The following is a 25260-nucleotide window of genomic DNA, read 5'->3' on the forward strand; positions in this document are numbered from 1 at the left end:
TAAGTAAGCATGGTTTACAGAGATTGCCCCTGTAAACCATGCTTATTTGTTGTTGATGGTTGTACATCATTGATTGGAATGGAGCCAGGTGTGCTGAGTATGCAATAACCACCTTAGAATAATGAGACCATTGTAGTATGTAAGCAAGGACTCCGGTTTCTTGTGTGCTTTTTCGGATTATAACTATAATATGAGGTGAAATCAGGCACAGTTTGCTCGCATAACACTCATCATATTATCTGAATAGTTCATAGGAGGGAATTGCATGTCAGAACAGCGTATATATGAATTGATGGATGAACTGGATATGTTGCTGGAGGAGAAGGTACAAGATGAGGAAAACCGGGAGCTCTTGGAGGCATATCGCCAGTTTGAAGGTGTGACAGATGAGCAGCTCGATGCATTCGAGCGGGAACATGGCATTCGTTTACCTGCTGATTTTCGTGCGTTTTATAAACGTAAAGATGGGAGCGGTTATGGCTTTCACGTCTTGTATCCAAGCCTTGAGGAAGGACGGGAAACTGAGCCATTTTATCTATTGTCCTTGGAAAGGATTCAAAAGGGGCAATCCACGCTGGTGGAGAACCGCATGGATGATTATTTTACCGAAGAAGAGATCGGAGAACTTGATTCCCGGATCAAACCCTACCTTTTTCAGAAAAAATGGGTTACGTTTGGCATGCTTGGAGGTGGATCACTGTATCTGATGTTCGACTTTGATCCGACAGAAGAAGGTTCATACGGGCAGATTATTATGTACATACATGATCCGGATTTTGTATATTACGTGGCTGGGACATTTACGGAACTGTTGGAACAGTCCAATCGGAATTTACGTGCCTTGGAGGCCATTGAGTACTAAGACGCACATATGATATGACCTTTTTTGCATAATGCTGGGATATGTCAAAGCGGTTATAATAACATTTAGTGGAAATGCACAACCTATGTAGATGAGGACTACCTTTTCTACACATTACATTGATCTGGGAGGAACATACGAAGTGGCTGAACAACCAAAGTCTGAGAGCTTTATGTCTCTCGTCAAAAAGGGGAACACCTCCTCCGCCGTTGCGATGGCAGGTAATGCTGTACTTGCTGTATGCAAAGGGGGAGCTTTCCTATTCAGTGGCAGTGGTGCCATGTTCGCTTCGGCGATGCATTCACTCGCTGATGCCATTAACCAAGGGTTTGTCTTTGTCGGAAGTGTGTTGTCCGAGAAAAAACCTACACGCCGCTTCCCAACCGGATTCGGACGGGTCATTAACATTTTCTGTATGATCGCTGTTATTGTTGTGACGATTATGGCCTATGAGACCATTCATGAGGGGATTCACCTGCTCCAGCATCCTGCCGGTCATTCCGGGGGACTCTGGATTAATATCGGTGTGCTCGTCTTAAACATTCTGATTGATGGGGCCATTCTGATCAAAGCCATGAAGGAAATCTTAAAAGAAGCACGGGCGCCCAAAGCCGCCGGATTTGCCTTGGTCCCTGCTGCCATCAAAAATGTAGGCCGTGCCGCGCCGCCAACCCGTCTCGTATTTTACGAAGATGTTGTCGCTGTACTGGGTGCCACGCTCGCGTTAATCTCTGTCGTGGTTATTGCCTTGACCAATTTTGCATTGCTTGATGGTATCGTAACCACGATTATTGGATGTCTGATGATCGCTGTAGCCTTCCGTGTCGGTTACGATAATATGATTGGATTAATCGGGGTAGCGGCTCCGCAGGATATTGAGGATAAAGTATCCCAGACCATTCTGGCAGATACACACGTTGCCGATATTCAGATGATGCGTATCATTCAGGAAGGCCGTTATTATCATGTGGAAGGTCTGATTGAGTTGACCAAAGGACTCAGCCTGGCGGATGCGGATGACATCAAGTTCCGGATTCAGGAGAAACTGATGACGAACCCCGACATCGCAGATGCAGCCATCTCCATCATTGAGGATGACGGTGTGAACAGCTGGGGCAAGAAACATTCGGATGTGGTGAAATAACAGGCTACGTTCAGGATAAAAAGAATGATAGAACCCACTCTTCAACAGAGTGGGTTTTTAGTATGTTCAACGATGGGCTCATCTTCAGAAAGATAAAAAGATAATTTCCCTGAAATGCCTACCTAGACTTTGGTCTAGGTTGACTTTAACTCCAAAGACCGAGGATCAACTTTTCCACTTCATGGTATGCTGTGAGTAACGAAAGTAATTGCTCTACATACGACCGTTCGGAAATTGATCTTGTATTGAGAAGGAGAGATATTATGGCTAAACGTACGATCCTTGCGCCTGTTCTCATTTTGCTGGGCGTGTACCTGATTCTGAACCAGGGAGGTTCACTCGGTCCGGGTACGATCTTTGCGACCTTCTGGCCCACGTTATTCGTGATTCCACTCGGGCTGTTCTTCCACTGGCTGTACTTCTCCATGATTGGCAGAGGGGTTGGACTGCTGGTTCCCGGTGGATTGTTGCTCACTGTTGGTATTGTCTGTCAGATCGCTATGCTGTTTAACAACTGGGGTACGATGTGGCCGGGCTTCATTCTGGCTGTAGCTGTGGGTTTGTTTGAATTGTATTGGTTCGGTGGTCGGAACAAATGGTTGCTAATTCCCATCAACATTCTGACGGTTATATCGTTGCTGTTCTTCGCTGTGATGTCGATTGGCACGATGCTGAGCAGTTTGAGCTTTATCCAGCCTTTCGTGGCGATTGTGCTGATTATGGGTGGGGCATGGATCATGGTGGGTCGCAAAAAGCGCATGTAGCCCTTTATTCGTTTCCACTTGATCACTGCGGTGACAGAACAACTTCGGATCGCTGTTATCCCCGGATTTTTTTGATTCCCCCTTTACAATGGGAAAATCCGGTGATAAAGGCGAACGCTCCGCTTCCTTCGTTTGTTCTGTCCCCTCCGTTAACGTGTGCACGAAAAAACATAACCTACGCTTTTGCTCTGAAGTAGGTAATAAAAAAAGGGTAGCTGTTCGTCATTCAAATGAAATGACGAGCAGCTACCCTTTTTGTCTTTTTTTCAGAATCTAACGAACTTCACACACGTTATTCGCGATTATTTACAGGTATTTGATTTTTAACGAATCAGAGAGACGTTATTCTGTGTGGATAGCGGCATATTACCGCTTAAAGCGCATTATATGAAATAATAACGCTCATCTACTGAAATCAACACCACGATGCATCTTACTCCAAAACATCTTATTTGCTATGCATTTTAAACTCCAGGAACAGGTCGTTATAATGCGAGAGCATTTTTTTGCCCAGATTATCGTAGACCTCCAGCTTGCCTGTCAGTGTCTCGTCTGGATAGAAGCGCTCATCCTCGGAGATGTCCTCTGGCAGTAACTTCAGTGCCTCAGCGTTTGGTGTGGAATACCCGACATACTCCGCATTGCGAGCGGCATGTTCCGGGTCCAGCATGAAGTTGATAAATTGGTGTGCCCCTTCAATATTACTCGCCGTCTTCGGAATAACCATGTTATCAAACCAAAGGTTCGAGCCTTCTTCCGGCACCATATAATCCAACTTATCGTTCTCATCCATAATCTCCGACGCATCCCCGGACCATACAAGTCCAACTGCCGCTTCCTCGTTCGCAAGCAGCATCTTGATCTCGTCTCCGACAATTGCTCTGACGTTTGGTGTCAATGTAGACAGCTTCTTCAGCGCTTCTTGCAAATGGTCTTCGTTGGTATCGTTCAGGGAATACCCGAGACTGTTCAATCCCATGCCAATGACTTCGCGTGCGCCATCAAGGAGCAGGATTTGATTTTTCAGACGCGGGTCCCACAGGTCGTTCCAGCTATCAAATGTCAACCCATCCACCAGTTCGGGATTGTATACAATTCCCACCGTTCCCCAGAAATAAGGGATGGAGTACTTGTTGCCTTCATCAAAGGACAAGTCCATGAACCGCGGATCGATGTTGTCCAGATGGGTTAATTTGCTATGATCGAGTGGCACGAGCAGGTCTTCTTCTTTCATTTTGCTAATCGCATATTCGGAAGGAATCGCTACATCAAACGTAGTACCGCCCTGCTCAATCTTAGTCAGCATCGCTTCATTGGAGTCAAACGTCTGATAGATGACCTTAATACCTGTCTCATCCTCAAACTCCTTGAGCAGATCAGGGTCGATATAATCGCCCCAGTTATAGATAGTCAGTGTGTTGCCGCCAGAATACCCCTGACTCTTGTTCAGATACGAAGCCAGGATCATAAGAGCAAAGGCGGCCACAAAAACAAGCGCAAATGTCCGTACCAGTTGCTTCATGGACGCAGCCCCTTTCCTCCGGGTGGTATCCGTGTTGCACGGCGGTTAATGAAGTAATATCCGACCACCAGCAGCACCGTGAGCAGGAATAACAGGGTAGACAAAGCATTGATGGACAACGAAACACCCTGCCTTGCTCTGGAGTATATCTCTACCGAGAGCGTGGAGTATCCATTACCTGTGACAAAGAATGTTACTGCAAAATCATCGAGCGAGTACGTCAACGCCATGAAGAATCCGGCAAAAATACCTGGTTTCACGTATGGTAGCACCACACGCGTCAGAATCTGCCATGATCCAGCGCCCAGATCGCGCGCTGCATCCATCAGTGTCGGACTCATCTCCTGCAGCTTTGGCAGGACCATGATCACAACAATGGGTACGCTGAATGCGATATGAGACAGCAGGACCGAAGTGAAGCCTAGTTTGATACCAATCATGGTGAACAGAATCAGGAATGACGCACCAATGATGACATCCGGACTAACGATGAGCACGTTATTGAGTGACAGCAACGTGTTCTTGGTCCGTTTGCGACGCACATGGTAGATCGCCAGTGCTCCTGCTACACCAAGGATCGTCGAGATCGCCGATGACAGGAGCGCAATGATAAATGTATTCAGCACAATGATGAGCAGCCGTGTATCGGCGAACACCTCTCTATACCATTCAAGCGTGAATCCTTCGAAGCTGCGCATGTGACCGCCGCTGTTGAAGGAATAAAAGATCAGATACGCAATCGGTGCGTACAGGATGGCGAATACAACGGCCAGATAGACGTTAGACAGCTTTCCGTTTCTTCCCATTACGCACCTCCTTCTTGCCTGATCCGGTCAGGAACATAATAATCGCCATCGCAATAATCAAAAAGACGGCAATCGTTGACCCCATCCCCCAGTCCTGGGTGACGAGAAAATGCTGTTCAATCGCTGTTCCCAACGTAATTACACGGTTTCCCGCAATAAGGCGGGTAATCATGAACAGGGACAGCGCAGGAATAAATACAGCCTGACAGCCTGATTTCACACCGCTAATCGTCAGCGGAAAGATAACCCTGCGGAATGTCAGCCAAGATGAGGCTCCCAGATCCCTTGCTGCGTAAATTAACGATGGATTCATCTCTTCCAGCGCATTGAAGATCGGCAGGATCATGAATGGAATGAAGATGTACACCGAGACAAAGATGAAACTGAAGTCGGTGAACAAAATCTGCTGTGTACCAATACCCACGACTTCAAGCAGAGAGTTGGTCAGGCCATACGTTCCAAACAGGCCGATGAAGGCGTACGCTTTTAACAAGAGATTGATCCAGCTTGGCAGAATGATCAGCAGCAACCACAGTTGCTTGTGCTTCGTCCGGGTCAGCATATACGCCGTTGGATACGAGATGAGAAGCGAGAACGCCGTAATCAGAAATGCATACCAGAACGAACTGAGCGTCATCTGCAAGTACACCGGTGTGAAGAATCGGGCGTAGTTGCCAAACGTGAAGTTACCCTCCACATCGAAGAATGAATAATAGATGACCAGCAGGACCGGCGCCACAACAAACAACACCATCCATAATACATATGGAATCAGATACGCATTGCGTGTGCTGGCTTTAGTCTGCATGAGCGGCCTCTTGGTAGGCTTCGAGTCGTTTGTCGAACTCTTCTTCGGTCTCGTTAAAGCGCATAACGTGTACAGCTTCCGGGTCAAAATAGAGTCCAATCCGCGCGCCGACAACGGCTTTCTTCGTTGAATGAACAAGCCACTCATTGCCCGCATCGTCGTACGTGGATATCTCGTAATGCACCCCGCGGAATAACTGGGAGTCCACATTGACCTTCAGCTTGCCTTGTTCTTCGGTTGTAATCTCCAGGTCCTCTGGGCGAATGACAATCTCTACCGGCTCGTCCGGCTGGAGACCCTGATCGACACACTCATGCTGTGCGCCAGCAAATTCCACCACAAAGTCTTGCTTCATTCTGCCCGATACAATGTTCGATTCTCCGATAAAGTCCGCCACAAAACGGTTAATCGGCTCATCATAGATATCATTCGGTGTACCGCTCTGTTGAATCACGCCGCCGTTGAGAACAAAAATCTCATCCGACATCGCCAAAGCCTCTTCCTGATCATGCGTCACAAAGATAAACGTGATACCCAGTCGCTGTTGCAGCTCCCGCAATTCATACTGCATCTCGGTCCGCAGCTTCAGATCGAGTGCGGATAAAGGCTCGTCCAGCAGCAGAATCTCGGGTTCGTTCACAATCGCACGTGCAATCGCAACACGCTGCCGCTGTCCGCCGGACATTTCGCCGATTTCACGGTTTTCGTAACCGGACAGATTGACGAACTTGAGGGCTTCCAACACTTTGCTGCGAATTTCAGCCGTTTTCATCTTTTTGATCCGTAAACCAAAAGCCACGTTCTCAAATACATTCAGATGTGGAAATAACGCGTAATCCTGAAATACGGTATTCACCTGCCGCTGGTGGGCAGGCACCCGGTTGATGAGCGCTCCATTAAAATAAATACTGCCCTGAGTCGGCTCCGCAAAACCGGCAATCAGTCGCAATATCGTTGTTTTCCCGCAGCCCGATGGGCCAAGAAGCGTATAAAATTTACCCCGCTCAATCTCAAAGCTGACTGCTTTCAATACGGCTTCATCCTGATCGTATTGCTGAGTCACCGCTTCGAAGCGGATAATCGGTTGTTGTTCTGACATGCTTTACATCGCCCCCTTATACTTGAGGTACTTCTTCATTCTGTACACTTTTCGTTCATGCATCCTTATAGATAACCCATCTATTATATATGATTCAGGTATATCCGCAATGGTTTTGATGTAAACGCCGCGTGTCATTTCTTCTTATTTTTTATAATTCTGCATACATTACGGGTAATGTCGATAATACGTACCCATATGGAGTAAATGAAGGATTTTTAGGATTCCATTTTATGTGTGAGAGGAGTCTTGGCTCTTGGATATTCGTCGTAACCTGCCTTTGCTGATGACCATTTGTTTCCTAAGTCAGATGGGTGGATTCATGATCCTGCCTCTGTTCCCTTTGTTTATTGAGGAATTCGGCCTGTCCGGCTGGATGATGGGGGTTATTTTTGCTCTCTTTTATGTGGGGAAAGTGATGGGTGGCGTTCCTGCTGCGGCAATTTATAAGAAACTTGGGGGTAAACGCGCTCTCATCCTCATGCTGTTACTGCTAGCTGTCTGTATGGGTGGCTTCGCGGTGTCTTCTGCTGCGGTGTTATTCGGCCTGCTTCGACTGCTGCAAGGGCTGGCTTCCACCGGACTTACCGTGGTCGTGCGTTCCATCATCGGAGATGGGGGCAATGTAGACAACCGCGGCCTGTACAATGGATATATCAGCAGCAGTGAGGGCGGCGGAATGGTCCTCGGTCCGGTTATCAGTGGCTGGCTCGCGCTGCACTGGCCTCTGTCGGTTCCTTTTCTGCTTGTTACGTTATGTTGTCTGATGGCTGTGGTCGCTGCGATGGGGATGAAGATGACAGCCCCTCCTCTACCTTCAACAACATCTGATGCACTGCATACGCAAGGTACGGATATCTCCCGATCCGATCAAGCTCCCGACTCAACAACGATTAGCCCAACTACAGGGATTACCCAGCGTCAACAGCTTCTTGGCTACAGTACAGTACATTTTCTGGAGATGAGCGCCTATGCGGTATTCCTCACCTATTTTGCACTGTATGCAGCTCACATCATGCATTGGGACCCGTTTGCAACCAGTCTCGCCTTCACTGTATCCGGGATTTCTACACTTGCCGCTGCTCCCTTTGTCGGTTATCTCTCTGATCGGTTAGGCGATCGTCTGTTGCTTTGTATGCTCGGCATGTTCCTGATTGGAATCGAAGTTGTTGTATTTCTAAGCACGTCCTCCCATCTATGGGTCTACGTTGGCATGCTGATTGGCGGGGTTGGCGGGGCATGTTACATGGATTCTTTCTTTGCTCATATTGGTGATCATATCTCGGACGAGAGCCGAAGCTCCGTCATAGGCAAAATTGTCTCTGCGGCTGAGATCGGCTCCATCGTATCTCCAATAGTTGCAGCACTGCTGATGGAGGTTGGCTCGCTGTACTCCGTGTTTGTGTTCAATCTGGTGCTGATTGCTGCTGCCATTGTAGTTCAGGCCGTGATGCGCAGTAGGTACAAGACAAGACGGGTGTAAACGCAAAAGGGAGACGTACCACATGTCATGAATATGACGGAGGTCATCCCTTTATTGGCATAATTATTTTCTAACGAACCGCACAAGTGTTATTCGCTTCAATTTCTACTTCGTTAAAATACAATTCCACAATTACTCCGCCCAATAAGAGGCGCTCGGTTCGTTAGCTCTACAACTCGTGGAAGAGACCATTTCGATGGCAGCCTCCCCGATTATATTTTTCCCAATAATGTTGCGATGTGCACTGCATTTTCTTGGATTTTTCTTTTTAAGTAAGGGTCTGTCCTGTCAGGTAATCCGTTTGGTTTGTAAAACTTTGCTTCAAGAACTTCCACCCCATCTGGCTTCAATTCTCCCTCATACTCGGTGCAAATATAACCAATGACCACATTGTAGTATTCATGCCCATTTCTTAATTTCGTATATAACTCTTTTCCTGAGAAGACGCCATACAGATGAAGTTTCTTAATCTCTATCCCAATCTCTTCTCTGACCTCTCGTATTGCAGACTCTTCCACCGATTCGCCGAGCTCCATAAATCCACCCGGTACTCCCCAAGTGTCATCCAGATGTCGAACTAACAAAATCTCACCTGTCTTGTTCAAGATCAATATACTCGGTCTCACCAGAATAACAGGAGCATTGCCAACCATTCCTCGCAACGTTTCAATGTAACCCATGGATCGTTCCCTCCCTTATGTGAAGTCATGACCTCATTATAGGCATGTTATATATTTCCATATAGAGAAAGAATCTTCTTCTTTTTTTCCTATTTTAAAGCCCTTCGTTTGATAAAAAAGGATCACAAAAAATAACCCGTCTGCACAATTAATGTGCAAACGGGCATTTCATTGGTACATCTCCGGCCTGTGGCTGGGGATGCTCTACCTGTGCATTCTGCTGCTCACTGCTTCGCAGTTCTGCGGCAGATGCCACGCCATCTTTCAGCGTATACGCCTGATCCTGATGGAAAAAGTTCGGCTTCACAATCTCATTGCGATACGAGCTGTGGAAAATATGCGTTGTCGCCGGGGACACTGGCGGAATCAGCCACACCCAATCCCCAGTCAGCTCACGCCCAGCCTTCTCTTCCCGCTGTTCAAACATCGCAAATTGCGCTGCCGCCGTGTGGTGATCCACAATGCTCACGCCTGCTTTCTTGAACGAATGCAGCACAGCTACATTCAGCTCCACCAAAGCCCGGTCCTTCCATAATGTCGTTTCACTTGACGTATTCAATCCACATGCTGCCGCCACCGCAGGCAGCGTGTTATACCGGAACGTGTCCGCCAGATTACGGGCGCCGATCTCGGTACCCATATACCAACCATTGAACGGCGCTGCCGGGTAGGATATACCGCCAATCTCCAGACGCATATCGGCGATCATCGGCACACCATACCAGCGCATACCCAGCTCTGCAATCTCCTTCTGCTCCGGATGCTCGATCATCACTTCCACAATTTCTTCTTCGGGTATAACATACCACTCTGGCGCTTGTCCTTGTGCCTGAATTATGAGCGGTAACACATCATAAGAGCCACCTGCTCCTTGCCAGCCAAGGGACATGGCCGCCTTGGTCAACTCCACGGAAGCAGGATCTCCAATAATGCCTTGCTCTGTCTCGTATCCTGCATAACGAATAAGCTGATGATTCCAGACACGTACCGGAGCTCCATTTGGTCCATCCGGAGGAAGGATCGTAATCATCGGAATGACTTTGCCTCCGTTGGATGCCACATGAATATGATTCAACACAGCATCCGCTGCCGTTCCTGCCGTATCGGCATGACGAGCATCCACAATCCGCAATTTATCCCAGAACAGCCGCCCGATGCAACGGTTGCTGTTCCGCCAGGCCATTTTGCAACCTTGCTCCAATTCTTCTGTGGTATGCACATAGGTACCCGTTACTTCGATCTCGCCCATAACGGCAACAAGCCGGGCCTGCGCGTCTTCACGCGAATGGCCCAGCTCTTCATAACATGTATATATAAACCGTTCAGCTTCTTCCTGCAATTGTTCCAGGTCTGACCGCATCATTCATTCCACCATTCTGTACATCTTGGATGCCATCATTATACGGCAAGCGCACTGGATTTGTAAGCGAACGGACACTTTGTTCACGGACTCTACATATCGTTGTCAGGATGAAGGGTAACCTTGCTTATTTGCCCAGAAATGCGTTTAACATCCAGACCTCTTTATCCAGCGCAGCGGTGAATCCAATTAACATATCTTCCGTTGCGTTATCTTCTGCTTCTCCCGCTTCGTGAATGCCTTGATGAATCACTTCTACCATTGTACGCAGATCAGCAACCACCGACTCTACCATACGCTCAGCAGACAACGGGCCTTGTGCCTCTTCAATTGGAGACAGACGCAGTTGTTCAGCCATTGTAGCCACCGGACGTCCACCAATAGCCAGCAACCGTTCTGCAACTTCGTCCATATTCGCCGTAGACATGTTGTACAACTCTTCGAATTTGGCATGGAGTGTGAAGAAATGAGGTCCTTGGACATACCAGTGGAAGTTATGCAGTTTCGTGTACAACACGGACCAACCTGCGATCTGACGGTTCAGGACATCTTGAAGTGCTGTGGCATTATTAGCAAAAGTGTTGTTTCTAGTTTGGATTGTGCTCATGGAATTTATCCCCTCTCGAATATAAAAATAGAATTTAAATAATTGTTATGGCGCTGCTTTGATTTATTATTTTAATTTAGACTTAATCTAAATCTTGTTTTAATTATAGCACTGCATAAACGGTTTGGGAAGACTTTTGCACGGTCTTATAAATGAAGATTCCATGAAGTACAGCTTCATAGAAACGATGGCACAGCCAATTAGACAAATGATTTCAAGCGAAATCTCCCCCAACCTATTGGAGCTATGATAGACTCATCCTGATTGGGTTTCCATCAATTTTATGGATAGGATAAGGATGATACTCATACTAAAGGCAGTAACCGTTACAGGAAGTTAACTTAGTCACGATTGCGGAGGTAAATATGAGGATATTTCAATTTAAACAAGAATCCGGGAAGAAGATTACCCAATTTGATTCTAATTTCGTCATGTCACGTATTACGCAGACCGACAAAACAGCTCATATCGGATGTATGCACTTACCTGAGGGTGGAGTAATCGGTTATCACCAAGCAGTGGTTCCGCAACTCCTTTTGATCGTAAGCGGAGAGGGTTGGGTTAGAGGCGAAGCAAATGAATATATTAAAGTGCATTGTGGCGAAGCCGTACTCTGGGATCAACATGAATGGCACGAAACCAAAACAGAAGCTGGACTCATGGCCATTGTAATTGAAAGCGAAGAGTTGGACGTCTCTTTATTAATGCCTTTATAGAAGGTATAACGTAAGAAATGAAGTCCTTCTTTAACACCAAAAAGCAGGCCTGCACCTAAACCGGTAACAGGACTGCTCCTTTAAAACATAAATCTCCTTAAACACGGACAAGCTCAAAAGTCAGAATACGACTGATTTCTTCATAGCTCGATGCGGCAAAATGGGGCTGATGATCGGATTCCGGCAACGCCTCCCGATGATTGAACCAGATAACTGTCCAGCCTGCATCAACTGCACCTACCACATCATTACGCCACGAGTCTCCGATGTAATAGCTGGAACGCGCATCTGTCCCGGACTGCTTACTCACATATTCAAACAATCTGCGATCCGGTTTCGCATAACCAGTCGTACCGGAGATGAAAATCAGATGCTCGTCCACGAGACTGAGCACATCCAGTGCTTCAAGCTTGCGGCGCTGATGCTCTCCTTCTCCATTGGTGATTAGACCAACGGTATGGCCTTCTGCCTGAAGCCTTCTAATCAACTCGTATGCTCCTTCAAAAGGCACAATCTCAAACTGTCTGCTCAGATACTGAGCTTGCAGTTCTTCAGCCTGTCCCGGTTGTAGGGGGAGTCCAAACTCTTCCATCGTCAGCTCAAACCTCCGACGGCGCATTCGCTCCACCGCACCCGGCTCCGGCACAGCAGACAGATCTTCTTGTGCAGACAACCAGTCACTATAGTAGCGAAAACGGTGATAGGCATCAGCAAAAGGGAAATCATCCGATAGGCCGAGAACATCCTGCAACGCGCCACGTAGTGGCTGTAAGTGATCATATAAGGTATCATCCACGTCGAAAAATATGGTTTTAGCATTATTTATTTCATTCATAATCGTTGTCTATCCTCCTGCTTTGAGTCCAAACATTCTCTTCTTACTATATATGTATTCATTTGTTCCGTCCAAAAGTGGATTTCTTGCAGCCCTCTCCAAGTTAATCCATAGCTAAAAACCTCTGTCTGGCAAAGAAGCATTAAACAGTCATTCTTATATATAAAAACACCCCATTTCACAACTCATGGTCATGAAATGGGGTGACTCTATTTTTTAATAAAACTTATTCTACAATCAACGATACAACCTTACCTGCATTCACATCAATCAGACCATGATCCGTAATTTTCAGAGCCGGACTTACCGCAAGAGAGTGAGTACTGATCGACATGATCGGGTTGTAATGCACGTACCCAAGAGACAACATGGCTGCACGCAATTCCTTCACTTGATGGGACACCACTGCGAGTGGTTCTTCCGTCAGAATGCCACCTACGGGAAGTTCCAGATGGGACAGCACCTTGCCGTCTTCCACCACACAGAAGCCACCCTGGCTCGAAATTACGGTGTTAGCTGCCAATATCATATCTTCACGATTACGTCCTACAACCAGCAGGTTGTGATTGTCATGTGAATATGTCGTTGCAATGGCGCCACGCTTGATGGTGTCTCCACCGATCAGACCATGTGCTCGATTGCCGTTCACACCATAACGTTCAAAGGTCGCGATCTGCGCATATCCGCTTTCTTCCCATAACAGTTCGCCATCCGAAGACTGAACCGGTGCAATATGTTCTTCCACAAATGTAGAACCATCCTTCACCATCATGACACGGCATTGGTACTCACCTTTACCCGCGAGATCAACACCTGGTCCACTGACTTTCGAGTCGGACAACTGAATTGCAAAATCTGCTACTCCCAGTTTCTCCAACTGAACACTCTTATAGAAGTGAGGCGGGAATTGCCCGATGATCCGTTCCTGCTTATACGGTTCGTAATCGTCATAAGCTTTGCGGCCATTTTTGTACACCTGATCAATGGAGAGATCATGCAAGTTGGATACCAACACATAATCGGCCACTTTGCCTGGGGCAATGCTGCCGCGATCAGTCATTTTCATACGGGAAGCAGGGGTAGACGTTGCTGCGTAGATCGCATCTTCCGGACGCATCCCCATCTGAATTGCCTTGCGTACGATATGATCCAGATGACCACGCTCCACCAGTGAATCCGGCATCACATCGTCCGTTACGAAGCAGAAATGCTGCGCCACATCATGTCGGATCAAATACTCCATCACCTCAGGCGTCATCGATTTCTCCTGGATTTCAATAAACATGCCTGCTGCAATCCGCGCCTGTAATCCCTCAATGCTCTGATGGGTATGATCGGAATCAATACCTGCGTAGATCAGTCGATGCAGATCGAGTCCAAGCAGTTTCGGTGTATGACCTTCAATCACCAGATCAGGATAGTTTTTGCGGATATGCTGTAAAATCTGGTTGGTCTTGCACTCCGGATCACGGATGACATCGACATAGTTCATGATCTCGCCGAGACAGATAATCTCGCCAGTGGCGAGCAGCACGTCCATATCTTCGATTTCAATCGAACCACCTGTTGTCTCCATCGGGGTTGCCGGAACGGAACTTGGGATCGCATAGAACATGTCGACCGTCGTCTCCCGACTCGCAGCCATCATCTCCTGCACCCCTTCGAGCCCAAACACATTCGCCATCTCATGTGGTTCTGCGACAATGGACGTTACCCCGCAGCCAATCAGACCATGAGAAAAGGTTTCCGGTGTCACCATCGTACTTTCAATATGCAGATGGATATCGATCAAGCCAGGAATCATGTATCTTCCTCGTGCATCAATGACTTCGTCTGCCTGAAACATCTCCGGTCCACCGGGTCCAACATATAGGAATCTGCCGTCCAACACAGCAGCGACGTTGTTCATTTCAAACCGTTTATAATAACTGTTATACACATGTACATTCACAATCAGTTGATCTGCACGCATGGGGCATAATCTCCTTCTTCACAAGCATTTCAACACGATCCGGACTGGACAATGAACCTGTACTTTAATCTGATGCAATGCACTTGATTGCGTACCACTGCCTCGTCCGGAAACATCGTATGAAATGTCTTCTTTACTGCTCTTATTTCTTCAAGCTATTCCTACATTTCACGGTTACTCTACCAATACAAGCTTGTCCTGTGGGAAAATCAGGCTAACACGCTGCCCGCTAAGGTACGGTGTTTCCATCTCCTGATTTGCTGTAAAGTCACCCAGTTCCGTCTCAACTACATACTGATAGCTGCGTCCCAGATACGTGCTGACTTTGATAATGCCCGGCAAAGCGTTCACCACATCCGCAGAGGTATCTCCACTTACGATCAGATCATCCGGGCGAATCGCACCTTTGCGGGCACCGGGAAGAGCTGTTCCAGGATGCGCTGTTGCCGTAAACATGCGGCCACCCGCATGCAATGTGATGAGTTCACCTGCATCGCTGCGATCCGCAAATTCAATGAAATTATGGAATCCGATAAACCGTGCGACAAACTCCGTTGCCGGATATTTGAAAATCGTTTCCGGGCGGTCGAGCTGCTCGACTACACCTTTATTCATGATTGCTACCTGATCCGAGATCGAGAAACACTCTTCCTGGTCATGAGAGACATACAACGTTGTAATGCCCAGCTCTTGCTGAATCCGGCGAATCTCCACCCGCATGTTAAGACGCAGGTTGGCATCCAGATTACTGAGCGGTTCGTCAAACAAGAGCAAGTCAGGCTCAATCACCAATGCTCGAGCAATGGCTACACGCTGACGTTGTCCACCGGACAGTTCCTGTGGAAAACGTTTCTCAAATCCATTCAGGTTAACAACTTCCAGGATTCGCATTACACGTGAAGAGATATCCTTGTCTTTCACTTTACGCATCCGCAAGCCAAAGGCCACGTTGTCATAGACAGACAGATGTGGGAATAATGCATAACTCTGAAATACAAATCCGAAGTTCCGCTTGTTCGCCGGAACCTTCGTATAATCCTTGCCGCCGAACATAAACTTGCCCTGTGATGCTTCCAGAAATCCGGCGATGAGGCGCAGCGTAGTTGTTTTGCCGCAACCGCTCGGTCCGAGCAGGGAGAGCAGTTTACCTTTTTCCAGCTCCAACTGAAAATCCTTCAGGATTGTCTGCTTATCGTATGCCACGGATACGTGGTCTAATGTCAGCAATGCCATAGCGTTCTGCGCCTCCAATTAACGTTTAGTAAAGTATGAAAATCCGCCCATGATCCGTTCGATCACGAACATTAAAAGTCCGGTCAGTACCATCAATAGCATGGAAATTGCTGCAATCGTTGGATCAAAGTAATTCTCCACATACGTCAGCATCTGGATCGGTAATGTGCTTACCCCTGGTCCAGTCATGAACACTGAGATGTCCACGTTGTTAAAGGACTCCAAGAAGGCAATCAGCACCGCAGCTATAATTCCTGAGCGGATGTTGGGAAGCACGATCGTGAAGAACGTTCTTACCCGTCCCGCACCAAGACTCAGCGCAGCTTCTTCCACGGCGAAGTCAAAGCTCGATAGACTCGACGCAATAACCCGAATAATGAATGGAAGCATGATAATCGTATGACCAATCAAAAGTCCAAGGTACATCGGCAGATGGTAGATTACGATCAGATATTTCATCAATGTAAAACCAAGCACGATTCCCGGGATCAGTACCGGGGACAGGAACAGTGCGTTCAGCACGGACTTGCCTTTGAAATCGTAACGACTGAGTGCATACGCAGCCGGAACTCCAAGCACCAGTGCCAACAGGTTCCCCAGCAAGGAAATGATGATGGACGTCTGGAACGTGCGGAGGAAACCGCCTGTGTTGAAAATATTCTCATACCAGCGGAAGGAGAACCCTTCCGGCGGAAATTTGAGTACCGTTCCCGGTTCAAACGAAGTGATCGATATGATCAGAAGCGGGCCCAGCAGAAAGATAAAGACCAGCAGACTGAACAGGCCCAGCCCGATATGTTTCTCCCGCATATGTCTACCCCTTCGGATTTAAAGTTTTGGCCATTTTGTTCATGACACCGACCACGACAAATGTAATCACAATCATAATCGCGGCAACAACCGAGGCCAGATACCAGTCGTTGAGAGTCATGGCGTTCTGATACAGGAACGTAGCAATCACGCGCTGCTTGCCTCCAAGGAGGGCAGGTGTGGTATACGCCGTCAGGCTTCCGACAAAGACAAGCACGGCTCCGATCACAAGTCCTGGCACAGCGAGTGGGAACACAACCCGGCGGAATGCCGTAATGCGCGATGCGCCGAGACTTTGCGCTGCTTTGAGCAGGTCACCGTCAATGTTCTCCAGCACGCCCACCAGAGAGATAATCATCAATGGCAGGAACAGATGCGTCAGACCGATCATCATCGCTGCAGGTGTGTACAGAATATCCAGCGGCTTGTCCACGATCCCCAGGCCAACAAGGGTGTTATTGATCAGTCCTTTGCGTCCAAGAATGATCATCCAGCTAAACGAACGCACGACCGGGCTCGTCAGCAGTGGGAAGATCGCCAGTGCCAGCAAAATGCCTTTGCGGCGCGGCGCTTTCTGCGAAATATAATAAGCTGTCGGGAATCCGAGCACCACACAGACGATGGTGGTGACCACGCTGACTTGCAGCGTCGTAAGCAGTATTTTCAAAAAGTATGGGTCTCTGAAAAAATGCATGTATCCTTCAAACGTGAAGGAGTTTTCTTGGAAAAACGTCGATCCGATCGTCAGGACAATCGGAATGATCATAAATGCCGCCAAAAACACGAACCCCGGCAGCAATAGCCAGTAGATTACTGATTTTTTCATCGCCATACTCCTGACTCTTAAAATGGTTTTATTCACACGTTAAAAGCACAACTTTACACTAGCTCACTCCGTGCCAGAAGAATCTTTCGATCGCTGTTATCCCCAGATTTTTTGATCCTTATTGAAAAGGTTAAATCCGGGGATAAAGGCGAACGCTTCGCTTCTCCAGCTTTCTTCTGTCACTACGTTATTGTGTAAAACATGAATTTAACTATCATAACTACGCGTTTAACGCGTTGACAAACAGTTCAAGGAAGCTTTCTGCATCTACGGTTTCGCAGACGAGAGTGTTGGGCTGCTCGCCCAAACGGTTTTGAAAGTCACATACCATCTGGCCATCGCACAGGCGGCTGGCGGTTTCGACATCGACGTAATATGATTTGCGTCCAACAAGTTCGGGAGCAAGAGCTACACCAACGGCCAGCGGATCATGCAACGCGCAAGCGCGGACGCCGTTCATTTGTTCATACCGGTTGATGTAGATCTCCGTACTTTGAGCGACGTATGCGCGCAGTGCAGGATCAGTGAGACGCTCAATCGTTGCTTCATTTAGCAACGTTTGACGCGTTACATCCAATCCCACTTGCGTAAGCTTCTCGATGCCTGCGTGCAATACGATGCATGCCGCCTCTGGATCAGCGTATGTGTTGTACTCGGCTGTCGGCGTAATGTTGCCATGTCCGCGAACCACACCACCCATGAAGATGACTTCCTTCAATAAAGAAGGCAATTCAGGACACTTCATCAGCGCGAGTGCCAGATTGGTTAACGGAGCCGTCATGATCAATGTCAGTTCGCCTGGATATAACCTGGCTTGCTCTACGATAAAGTCCGGCGCATAGCCTTCCTCGGCTTGCTTGGACACCGCCGGATCAGGCAGTGCACCGCCCAATCCGTCCTGTCCATGTACTCGGTGTTCATAATGCGACTTGCGAGTAAGGGGTGCTGCCGCTCCAGCAATCACCGGAATTTCAGGTGCACTCGCAAGTTCAAGGATTTTGCACGTATTCTCTGTTGCCTGCTGGAGTGATACGTTCCCACAGACTGTGGTGATACCGAGAATGTCCAGCTTCCGGCTTTTGACCGCCAGCAAAATTGCCAGTGCGTCATCAATCCCCGTGTCCACATCCATAATGATGCGATTCCGCGATTCATTCATCCGTTCTCAACTCCTATACGGTGATTGGTTGCTTGCTGCAAAAGATAAGTTGAACTAAAGAATATTTACACTTACCACTCCGATGACAGAATAACCTTCCGATCGCTGTTATCCCCAGATTTTTTTGAATCCCTTCTTCAAGGGGAAAATCCGGGGATAAAGGCGAACGCTTCGCTTCTTCACGTTATTTCTGCCCTCTCCGTTCTCGTGTAAAAAGTTTAGTTAAACTATATAGATCAAAGATAACTATTTAGTCGGTTACGTGTTTTATTGTGCAATCTCACGGTTCCAACGATCTGTCCAGCCTTTAACCTGCTGATTCACGAATTCCATATCCAGCTTGTTCAGCTTCTCAACAACTTCAGCGCCGTATGTTACGCCTTCTGCTTCTTCAGCAGTTAGTTCAACCTTTGTATTAACCGGGGAATCGACTTTAGCTTTGGCAGATTTCGCTTGTACATCCTGGCTGAGCTGCCAGTTGATGAACTCTTCAGCCAGCTCTTTGTTTTTGCTGCCCTTCACGACATTGATTGTGTTCATCACGGCATATGCACCTTCGCTAGGTGTAACAAACTTCGCATTAGGCACGGCTGCTTTCAGATCTTTGAAATACATTTCCATGATCGGTCCGCCTGCAATCTCTTCTTGGGAGAACATGTTCACGAACTCGGACGTTTGGCTATAGAATTTCACCACATTACCGCTCAGTTTTTTCAGTTCTGCAAATGCTGCATCTTCATTAAACGTATCATTACCAGCTACACGAGAAGCTGCATCCACAACCATCGGGCCTGCTGTTGCCGTAATATTCGGGATGGTCAGGTTACCTTCAAACGCCGGGTCCCACAGGTCACTCCATGAAGTCACTTCTTTGGAAACGAGGTCCGGGTTATAGGCGATTCCGAGCTGTCCAACCGTGTAGGCCGGGCCATAATCTTCACCAAGCGGGGCTTTGGCAATATCATAAATGTCATTTACATTTGGAATTTTGGAACGATCGATTTTTTCAAAGAGACCTTCATCAATGCCTTGTTGTGCATAGTAGTCAGACAGGTAGATAACATCGACATTGGATGTACCCTGACGGATTTTGTTCAGACGTTCAGCGTTATTGCCGACTTCGAGCACGATGTCTACATTATGTTCTTTTTCAAAGGGACCAAATACCGATTCATTGAAGAAATCTTCGGAGAAGCCCCAAGTGGAGATAACCAATTTGGTAGCTGCTGTTCCCCCACTGCCTGATCCGCCTGTTGCATCCTCTGTGCTGCTGCCACAACCTGCAAGTAATACCGATGTCATTGCCACTGCTGCCAAACCGCTAATCCACTTTTTCATCATGATCCTGATTCCCCCTGATATATGTGTTTTAACAACCCAACCATTAAGTTGAACTAGCTTACATGCTCTGCTAAGCATTTACACCTAACGGAGAGGACAGAAATAACCTGAAGAAGCGAAGCGTTCGCCTAAAAGCTTTCTGAAAGAAAGCTGCTTCGGAAGCATACGCTATCACCGGATTTCACCTTTATTAAAGGATCAAAAAATCTGGGGATAACAGCGATCAGATGGTTGTTCTGTCATCGAGTGCCCGTGTAAATTACGTTAGTTGAGTGTGTATCGTTCGACTTAAAAAAACAAAAAGAAAAGCGCTCTTGTATAAACAAGAACACTTTTCTTCGTAAACAAAGGAAAGCGACACCCGCTGCCGGTACATCATCGGTTTCTGCTTCAGAATCAATCCGAAGACAGACGCCATCATATGAAATTGTACGGAACCTGATCATGAATCCGGGCCATAACCGCCGTATACATCAACAAGAATCAATCCTGCCGATCCATCCTTAGGCCTGTTCCAGAATCACATTCGTGATGGCCCACTGGGTGGACGCATCATAATCCCGCAATATAGCTTCAATTGGCAAACCCATGTGTTGCTCGAGCTTCTCCCGGAATTTCTTCTTATATAAGACAGACATGCGGAAGTCCACTTCCAGCTTTAAGCCGGGGGCCTCCCCTTCCAGGGCGTCAGAGCGCGGTGAACGTCGGTGCTTCGCGTAGAAGGTCACAATGTTCTGGTCAATGGTCACTCTCAGGAGAGTGGTGCCAAATCCGAACAGTTCCTTCGAGATTTCGTTATAATACTGGCACATCTTCTTCTTACTCTCATTGCTGTCCAGTAGTTCCATGAACTCACCCACATCTCTTACTACCGTACATTCGACGTGTTAACACGATTGATTATACATAAATCTTCTGAAATGAGCAACCCAAAAGATATACTTAACATGTAAATCACACACAGAAGCGAACGATAAGACATTTGCCTCCAAAAACGATTCGTCTTAAACCACAGTAAATTTACATTAATATGCCTGCATGTCAGTCCTATACTATTGTTACTTCTAAACTTCGTTTTAATACACCGTAATCGAGTCTTCGTTTCAACTTTCCCTATAAGGGTATTAATTCCTGCGAAACATAGACAAACTTCGTCAACAACCGTTAAAATGAGACACAATGTTGACATGTTTTTATTTTCTAGAAATTGGAGGCTTATACCATGCAATGTCCAGTATGTAATCATGAAAATGGAGATGCCCAGTTTTGCGAGAGGTGCGGAACTAATCTAACGCAAACTACCTCTTCACCCTCACTTGTAAAGAACCCGGAATCTGCTGCTGCTTCAGAACCCGAATATACTCGCTGGTCCAGTACGCAGAACACATCTTCCGAGGCACCCGTTCGACACAACACACCATCCGTATCTATTCACAAGGAACAGACAAGAGAATCAACAGGCACCAATGACCATGCTTCTGCAGGTGACAATAGCTCCAATCAGTGGAATAATATCGTGCAGAATGAGAAAGTTCAGCAAGCCAAAGAAGTAAGCAAACAGTATCTATCCTATTTCCTCAGTGTATTAGCCCGTCCTTATCAAACGATGAAAACCGTTGGCGACCAGCATTCACTAAACGGATGGCTAACGATGGCGCTGATTGCAGTCCTATCTTCTACATACTTCTTAATTACCTTCAGTCGCATAGGTATGGATGGCTTGTTCATTGGTGGATTTGTAAGGCCGCTATTGTTCACCGTCATTATCCTGATTGCCTCTATTGCACTGATGTACGCTATTCTGAAAATTGAGAAAATAACCTTCCGTCCCAAAACACTGGTTGCCCAGTTCGGTACATTGCTTGTTCCTGCTGTCGTATCCCTTGTTCTGGCGAATCTGTTTATTATCATCTCGTATTCCATCGCGATCGCCTTGCTTGTGGTCTCGTATATCATCATATTTGTCGCTCTGAACTCGGTGCTATTCCAATATCCATTGAATCGTACCAAAGCAGCCATCGACAGTATGTACAGTGTACTCATCGCCAATGTGGTCGTATTCTTTATTCTGTATCGATTGTTGGGTGAGGTTATTATTGGACTGATCGGGCTGATGCTTTCCCCGTTTGGTCGTCTGTAAACATTATCGCCGTTATCTGTACAATCGTAATAAGGCTTTCCCTGCTCACGCGGGGAACGCCTTTTTTTGGTTTTCCAAGGCAGCATTGCGCCGAGCATGTACAATACACTATAATGTGTAGTGCAACAGGTATGTTCTTATTTACGTAACAACCACAAACCCAGCAACTCTCGTTACGTAATGAGTGGATTCACCATTGCCAATAACACTACGTTATGTAGTGTATTAATTCTCATTTTACAAAGGAAGAAGAGGAACTCTCTATGGACATGACTCATATGAATCATATGCAAATGGAGCATGAGGCAGGCACATCCTACCTGTGGCTCATCGTAGGTGTGATTGTGTTACTGTTCTCCATCGCCGCCTATATCTGGGCATCACGCACACAGGGCAAAATCCTGGGCCACATGAAAAAGAAGGAACGGGCGGACATCCACAAAAAAAGTCGATTCCTTCGGCTGGCTGCACATGTAATGATGGCTGTGTCGATTATTACGTTTGGCCTGTTTTTCATGCAAGGTGCAGGTAAAACATATAATGTAGCTGATCTGGAATCCAACGCAACAATCGATGTGACGGACGATAAATATTATGGTGCTGACCATACGGAGGACCCTATCCAGTATGAGATGACGATTCCAACATCCGGACCGCATAATCCGCATGATATCAAGTTTGGATTTTACACCGACTTCCCGGGCTATAATTACCTGGTACACAATCTGGAGCATGGGGATATCATCATCTATTATCGTGAGAACGCAAGCGAGGACTTGAAGGAACATCTGAAATACCTTGCCAAATTCCGCGAAGCTGGGGCAGGTATACTAGCAGTACCAAATAAGGATATTCCCGAAGGCAGTGAAGTCGTGGTGACCGCATGGACCAAAACGATGAAGCTCGACCAATTCGACGATGCCAAGGTGGGTACTTTTATCAATAAATATATTAATCAGGGACCTGAAAAGATTCCTGCCTCTGTTCGCCAGGGCGGCGGAACGATGTAATGACGTAATCACTCAGTCATAGGAAGTCCCTCTAAGGAGTAACAATGAGGTTTCTTCCAATGATGGTCATGGTCAATATAGGATGGAAACGAAACTAGCTCCCGGATCAAATTGACTCGGGGGCTAATTCTTTATCGACCAGATGCCGATATTTCAAGTAGAAAACTGTATATTTGATATACAATACATACGAACCAAAGAAGAACGACAATCACCAAGTAAAGAGACACAGAGACGATTGATTCAACAGATCAAGGGGGAACACTTTTACCAATGAACAGTTTGTTTATGAGGATCTTTTTATTTTTTTCCTGTCTGATGCTGGCCGCGGGTGCGGTTCTTGGCATTACCATGTACCGTTCATCGGCTCAACTGGTCGAACAATCCATGGGGATGCAGGCACAGGCTGTGGCTGAACGGGCAGTAGCATTAATTGACACCTCTCTGTATGCACCACTCAGTACCGGACAGGACGAGACAGCGTATTACGGCACATTGCGTGAGCAGCTTAGTCAACTACGTGAGGCCAATGGACTCAAGTATCTGTACACCCTTGGTACACGCGAAGAAAATGGAACAAATACATATTTCTACGTTGTGGATGGGGCTGCTGCCGATGTGGCAGAGGATGACTTCTCCCCTTACGGTTCCGCAGAAGAGACCCATTATGAAGGAATGCTGCAAGCTTTTGAACAGAATGAGCCTATTCGGGGCGAACTCACACAGGATGAATATGGCGCCACCATTACTGCGTATGTGCCGATCCATGGGGCTGACGGTAAAGTACTAGGATTGGTCGGTGCGGATCTGGATTCCACTGCGGTCTATGAACTGATGTCCCGCAACCGTATGACCATGATCTGGACAGCCTTGGCTATTGTTCTGCTGAGTGTCTTGTTGGTTTATGGATTCGCCCACTACTTGACCCGTCCATTGGTAAAGTTGAAGAAGTTAATCACCCAGGTTGGAAAAGGCGACCTGACCGTCAACGTTGAACTTAGTCGCAAGGACGAGGTAGGACAGCTCGCTTCCGAGTTCAAACATCTGGTTACAGGTACTCGTGATGTCATGACAGGCATCCGTCAAAGCTCCGACTCTCTGCTACAAGCTGCAGAAGGAGTATCCAAACATTCACAGGCAACTGCCGAAGCTAGCCAGCGTATTGCCGAACATACGAATCATACGGCCAGTGGAGCTGCCGAACAGGTGGCTCGTGCGGGCGAAGTTACGGTAGCCATGGAAGAGATCACGCGCAGCATGCAGCACATTGCGAATTCTTCTTCTATGGTCGCGGATGTATCACAGGAAACGACCAACAACGCGGTGCAAGGTCAAGCCAACATCAACACGGCAATTGATAGCATGGACAAAATTCATCAAGCAAATGTGCAGATGGTGGCCTCCACCTCTCAGCTGGAGCAGTACTCAGGTAAAATTGAGTCGGTGGCACACCTGATGAAAGTTATCGCTTCACAGACCAATCTGCTCGCACTTAATGCAAGTATTGAAGCAGCTCGTGCAGGAGAGTATGGCAGCGGGTTTGCGGTAGTTGCCTCCGAGGTTCGCAAGCTTGCGGGGGAATCAGAGCAATCGTCCCAGCATGTAACCGAACTGATCGCCGAGATGACACGCCAGACTGCCCTGTTGTCAGAACATATGTCTGCCAGCACATCCGCAGTCCAATCCGGTCTCGCTGTTGTTCAGGAGGCAGGCCGTTCATTCACATCCATTCATACCGGAATCGAAACGATGAATGAACGTCTCCACGAAGTATCCGCAGCATCCGAGCAGCTGTCTGCCAGTGCAGAAGAAGTGTCGGCTTCCGTGGAGGATATGGAGCATATCTCGCGCGAATCCTCTTCAAGTATTCAACAGGTGTCACACGCTACCGGAAGCCAGCTGCAATCCATGGATGAGATGCGTGCATCCGCTGAATCTCTGCGGGTATTGTCCAGTGAGCTGAACGGATTAATTAGTCGATTTAAAATATAGCGGGCAGCTTAGAATGTTAGATAGATTGAACTAAAGAATATTCACACACACCACTTCGATGACAGAAAAACCTTCCAATCGCTGTTATCAA

23 protein-coding genes are annotated in these 25260 nt (G+C 47.3%); 8 read left to right on the forward strand and 15 right to left on the reverse strand.

Going from position 1 to position 25260, the window contains the following annotated elements; genetic code table 11:
• Positions 1 to 265: 265 nt before the first annotated feature.
• The 3 genes from NKT06_RS29370 (at position 266) to NKT06_RS29380 (ending at position 2770) form a co-directional block, all read left to right on the forward strand.
• Complete coding sequence (locus NKT06_RS29370; protein ID WP_253441566.1) at positions 266 to 862, forward strand: SMI1/KNR4 family protein; 597 nt, start codon at positions 266 to 268, stop codon at positions 860 to 862.
• A gap of 142 nt (positions 863 to 1004) precedes the next feature.
• Entirely contained in the window at positions 1005 to 2006 is a 1002-nt protein-coding gene (locus NKT06_RS29375; RefSeq protein WP_253441568.1) for a cation diffusion facilitator family transporter, read from the forward strand.
• A gap of 263 nt (positions 2007 to 2269) precedes the next feature.
• Positions 2270 to 2770: a hypothetical protein gene (locus NKT06_RS29380; RefSeq protein WP_017691802.1), complete on the forward strand. Its 501-nt coding sequence runs from the start codon at positions 2270 to 2272 to the stop codon at positions 2768 to 2770.
• A 448-nt stretch (positions 2771 to 3218) separates the two neighbouring features.
• On the opposite strand, the gene NKT06_RS29385 is transcribed toward NKT06_RS29380, so the two are convergent.
• From NKT06_RS29385 to NKT06_RS29400, 4 genes are read right to left on the reverse strand one after another with little or no spacing between them, the layout of a single operon-like run.
• Complete coding sequence (locus tag NKT06_RS29385) at positions 3219 to 4292, reverse strand: ABC transporter substrate-binding protein (protein WP_253441570.1); 1074 nt, start codon at positions 4290 to 4292, stop codon at positions 3219 to 3221.
• Positions 4289 to 5098: an ABC transporter permease gene (locus NKT06_RS29390; RefSeq protein WP_062836831.1), complete on the reverse strand. Its 810-nt coding sequence runs from the start codon at positions 5096 to 5098 to the stop codon at positions 4289 to 4291. The genes NKT06_RS29385 and NKT06_RS29390 overlap by 4 nt, the downstream gene beginning before the upstream one ends.
• Positions 5073 to 5906, reverse strand: coding sequence for an ABC transporter permease (locus NKT06_RS29395; protein WP_017691799.1), 834 nt, complete (start codon positions 5904 to 5906; stop codon positions 5073 to 5075). Before NKT06_RS29395 ends, NKT06_RS29390 begins: the two co-directional genes overlap by 26 nt.
• On the reverse strand, positions 5896 to 7005 hold the full coding sequence (locus NKT06_RS29400) for an ABC transporter ATP-binding protein (protein ID WP_124116634.1): 1110 nt from the start codon (positions 7003 to 7005) through the stop codon (positions 5896 to 5898). The genes NKT06_RS29395 and NKT06_RS29400 overlap by 11 nt, the downstream gene beginning before the upstream one ends.
• Before the next feature lie 256 nt (positions 7006 to 7261).
• Between NKT06_RS29400 and NKT06_RS29405 the strand changes: the two genes are divergently transcribed.
• Complete coding sequence (locus tag NKT06_RS29405) at positions 7262 to 8488, forward strand: MFS transporter (RefSeq protein ID WP_253441572.1); 1227 nt, start codon at positions 7262 to 7264, stop codon at positions 8486 to 8488.
• Positions 8489 to 8700: 212 nt separating this feature from the next.
• Here NKT06_RS29405 and NKT06_RS29410 read toward each other — a convergent pair whose 3' ends face one another.
• The 3 genes from NKT06_RS29410 to NKT06_RS29420 all read right to left on the reverse strand — a co-directional run bounded on the left by NKT06_RS29410 (position 8701) and on the right by NKT06_RS29420 (position 11135).
• A complete protein-coding gene (locus NKT06_RS29410; RefSeq protein WP_253441574.1) occupies positions 8701 to 9168 on the reverse strand; it encodes an NUDIX hydrolase in 468 nt (155 codons plus the stop codon).
• Between the two features lie 148 nt (positions 9169 to 9316).
• A complete protein-coding gene (locus NKT06_RS29415) occupies positions 9317 to 10528 on the reverse strand; it encodes a nitric oxide synthase oxygenase (protein ID WP_253442884.1) in 1212 nt (403 codons plus the stop codon).
• A gap of 127 nt (positions 10529 to 10655) precedes the next feature.
• Positions 10656 to 11135 (reverse strand): Dps family protein, encoded by a 480-nt coding sequence (locus tag NKT06_RS29420; RefSeq protein WP_253441576.1) that lies wholly within the window; start codon positions 11133 to 11135, stop codon positions 10656 to 10658.
• A gap of 365 nt (positions 11136 to 11500) precedes the next feature.
• Between NKT06_RS29420 and NKT06_RS29425 the strand changes: the two genes are divergently transcribed.
• The gene (locus NKT06_RS29425) at positions 11501 to 11851 is read left to right on the forward strand and encodes a cupin (protein WP_253441578.1); all 351 of its coding nucleotides are present in this window, start codon (positions 11501 to 11503) and stop codon (positions 11849 to 11851) included.
• Between the two features lie 97 nt (positions 11852 to 11948).
• On the opposite strand, the gene NKT06_RS29430 is transcribed toward NKT06_RS29425, so the two are convergent.
• From NKT06_RS29430 to NKT06_RS29465, 8 genes are all read right to left on the reverse strand, one after another.
• Entirely contained in the window at positions 11949 to 12686 is a 738-nt protein-coding gene (locus NKT06_RS29430) for an HAD family hydrolase (RefSeq protein ID WP_253441580.1), read from the reverse strand.
• A gap of 226 nt (positions 12687 to 12912) precedes the next feature.
• The gene (locus NKT06_RS29435; protein WP_253441582.1) at positions 12913 to 14658 is read right to left on the reverse strand and encodes an adenine deaminase C-terminal domain-containing protein; all 1746 of its coding nucleotides are present in this window, start codon (positions 14656 to 14658) and stop codon (positions 12913 to 12915) included.
• A 174-nt stretch (positions 14659 to 14832) separates the two neighbouring features.
• On the reverse strand, positions 14833 to 15891 hold the full coding sequence (locus NKT06_RS29440) for an ABC transporter ATP-binding protein (RefSeq protein WP_253441584.1): 1059 nt from the start codon (positions 15889 to 15891) through the stop codon (positions 14833 to 14835).
• Positions 15892 to 15909: 18 nt separating this feature from the next.
• Entirely contained in the window at positions 15910 to 16701 is a 792-nt protein-coding gene (locus NKT06_RS29445) for an ABC transporter permease (RefSeq protein WP_124116640.1), read from the reverse strand.
• Between the two features lie 4 nt (positions 16702 to 16705).
• Positions 16706 to 17527 carry an ABC transporter permease gene (locus tag NKT06_RS29450; protein WP_036612869.1) on the reverse strand — a complete coding sequence of 274 codons (822 nt, stop codon included), beginning with the start codon at positions 17525 to 17527 and terminating at the stop codon, positions 16706 to 16708.
• 220 nt (positions 17528 to 17747) lie between these two features.
• Positions 17748 to 18686, reverse strand: a complete 939-nt coding sequence (locus tag NKT06_RS29455) for a nucleoside hydrolase (protein ID WP_253441586.1) — start codon at positions 18684 to 18686, stop codon at positions 17748 to 17750.
• Positions 18687 to 18953: 267 nt separating this feature from the next.
• Positions 18954 to 20024: an ABC transporter substrate-binding protein gene (locus NKT06_RS29460; protein ID WP_253442887.1), complete on the reverse strand. Its 1071-nt coding sequence runs from the start codon at positions 20022 to 20024 to the stop codon at positions 18954 to 18956.
• Positions 20025 to 20530: 506 nt separating this feature from the next.
• Positions 20531 to 20875 carry a Na-translocating system protein MpsC family protein gene (locus NKT06_RS29465; protein ID WP_017691786.1) on the reverse strand — a complete coding sequence of 115 codons (345 nt, stop codon included), beginning with the start codon at positions 20873 to 20875 and terminating at the stop codon, positions 20531 to 20533.
• 374 nt (positions 20876 to 21249) lie between these two features.
• On the opposite strand from NKT06_RS29465, the gene NKT06_RS29470 reads away from it, so the two are divergent.
• The 3 genes from NKT06_RS29470 to NKT06_RS29480 all read left to right on the forward strand — a co-directional run bounded on the left by NKT06_RS29470 (position 21250) and on the right by NKT06_RS29480 (position 25169).
• Positions 21250 to 22167 (forward strand): zinc ribbon domain-containing protein, encoded by a 918-nt coding sequence (locus tag NKT06_RS29470; RefSeq protein WP_253441588.1) that lies wholly within the window; start codon positions 21250 to 21252, stop codon positions 22165 to 22167.
• A gap of 263 nt (positions 22168 to 22430) precedes the next feature.
• Positions 22431 to 23177, forward strand: coding sequence for a DUF3105 domain-containing protein (locus NKT06_RS29475; protein WP_253441590.1), 747 nt, complete (start codon positions 22431 to 22433; stop codon positions 23175 to 23177).
• Positions 23178 to 23450: 273 nt separating this feature from the next.
• Positions 23451 to 25169, forward strand: a complete 1719-nt coding sequence (locus NKT06_RS29480; RefSeq protein ID WP_253441591.1) for a methyl-accepting chemotaxis protein — start codon at positions 23451 to 23453, stop codon at positions 25167 to 25169.
• Positions 25170 to 25260: the final 91 nt, after the last annotated feature.

Origin of the sequence: Paenibacillus sp. 1781tsa1 (assembly GCF_024159265.1) — a bacterium.
Lineage (GTDB): Bacteria > Bacillota > Bacilli > Paenibacillales > Paenibacillaceae > Paenibacillus.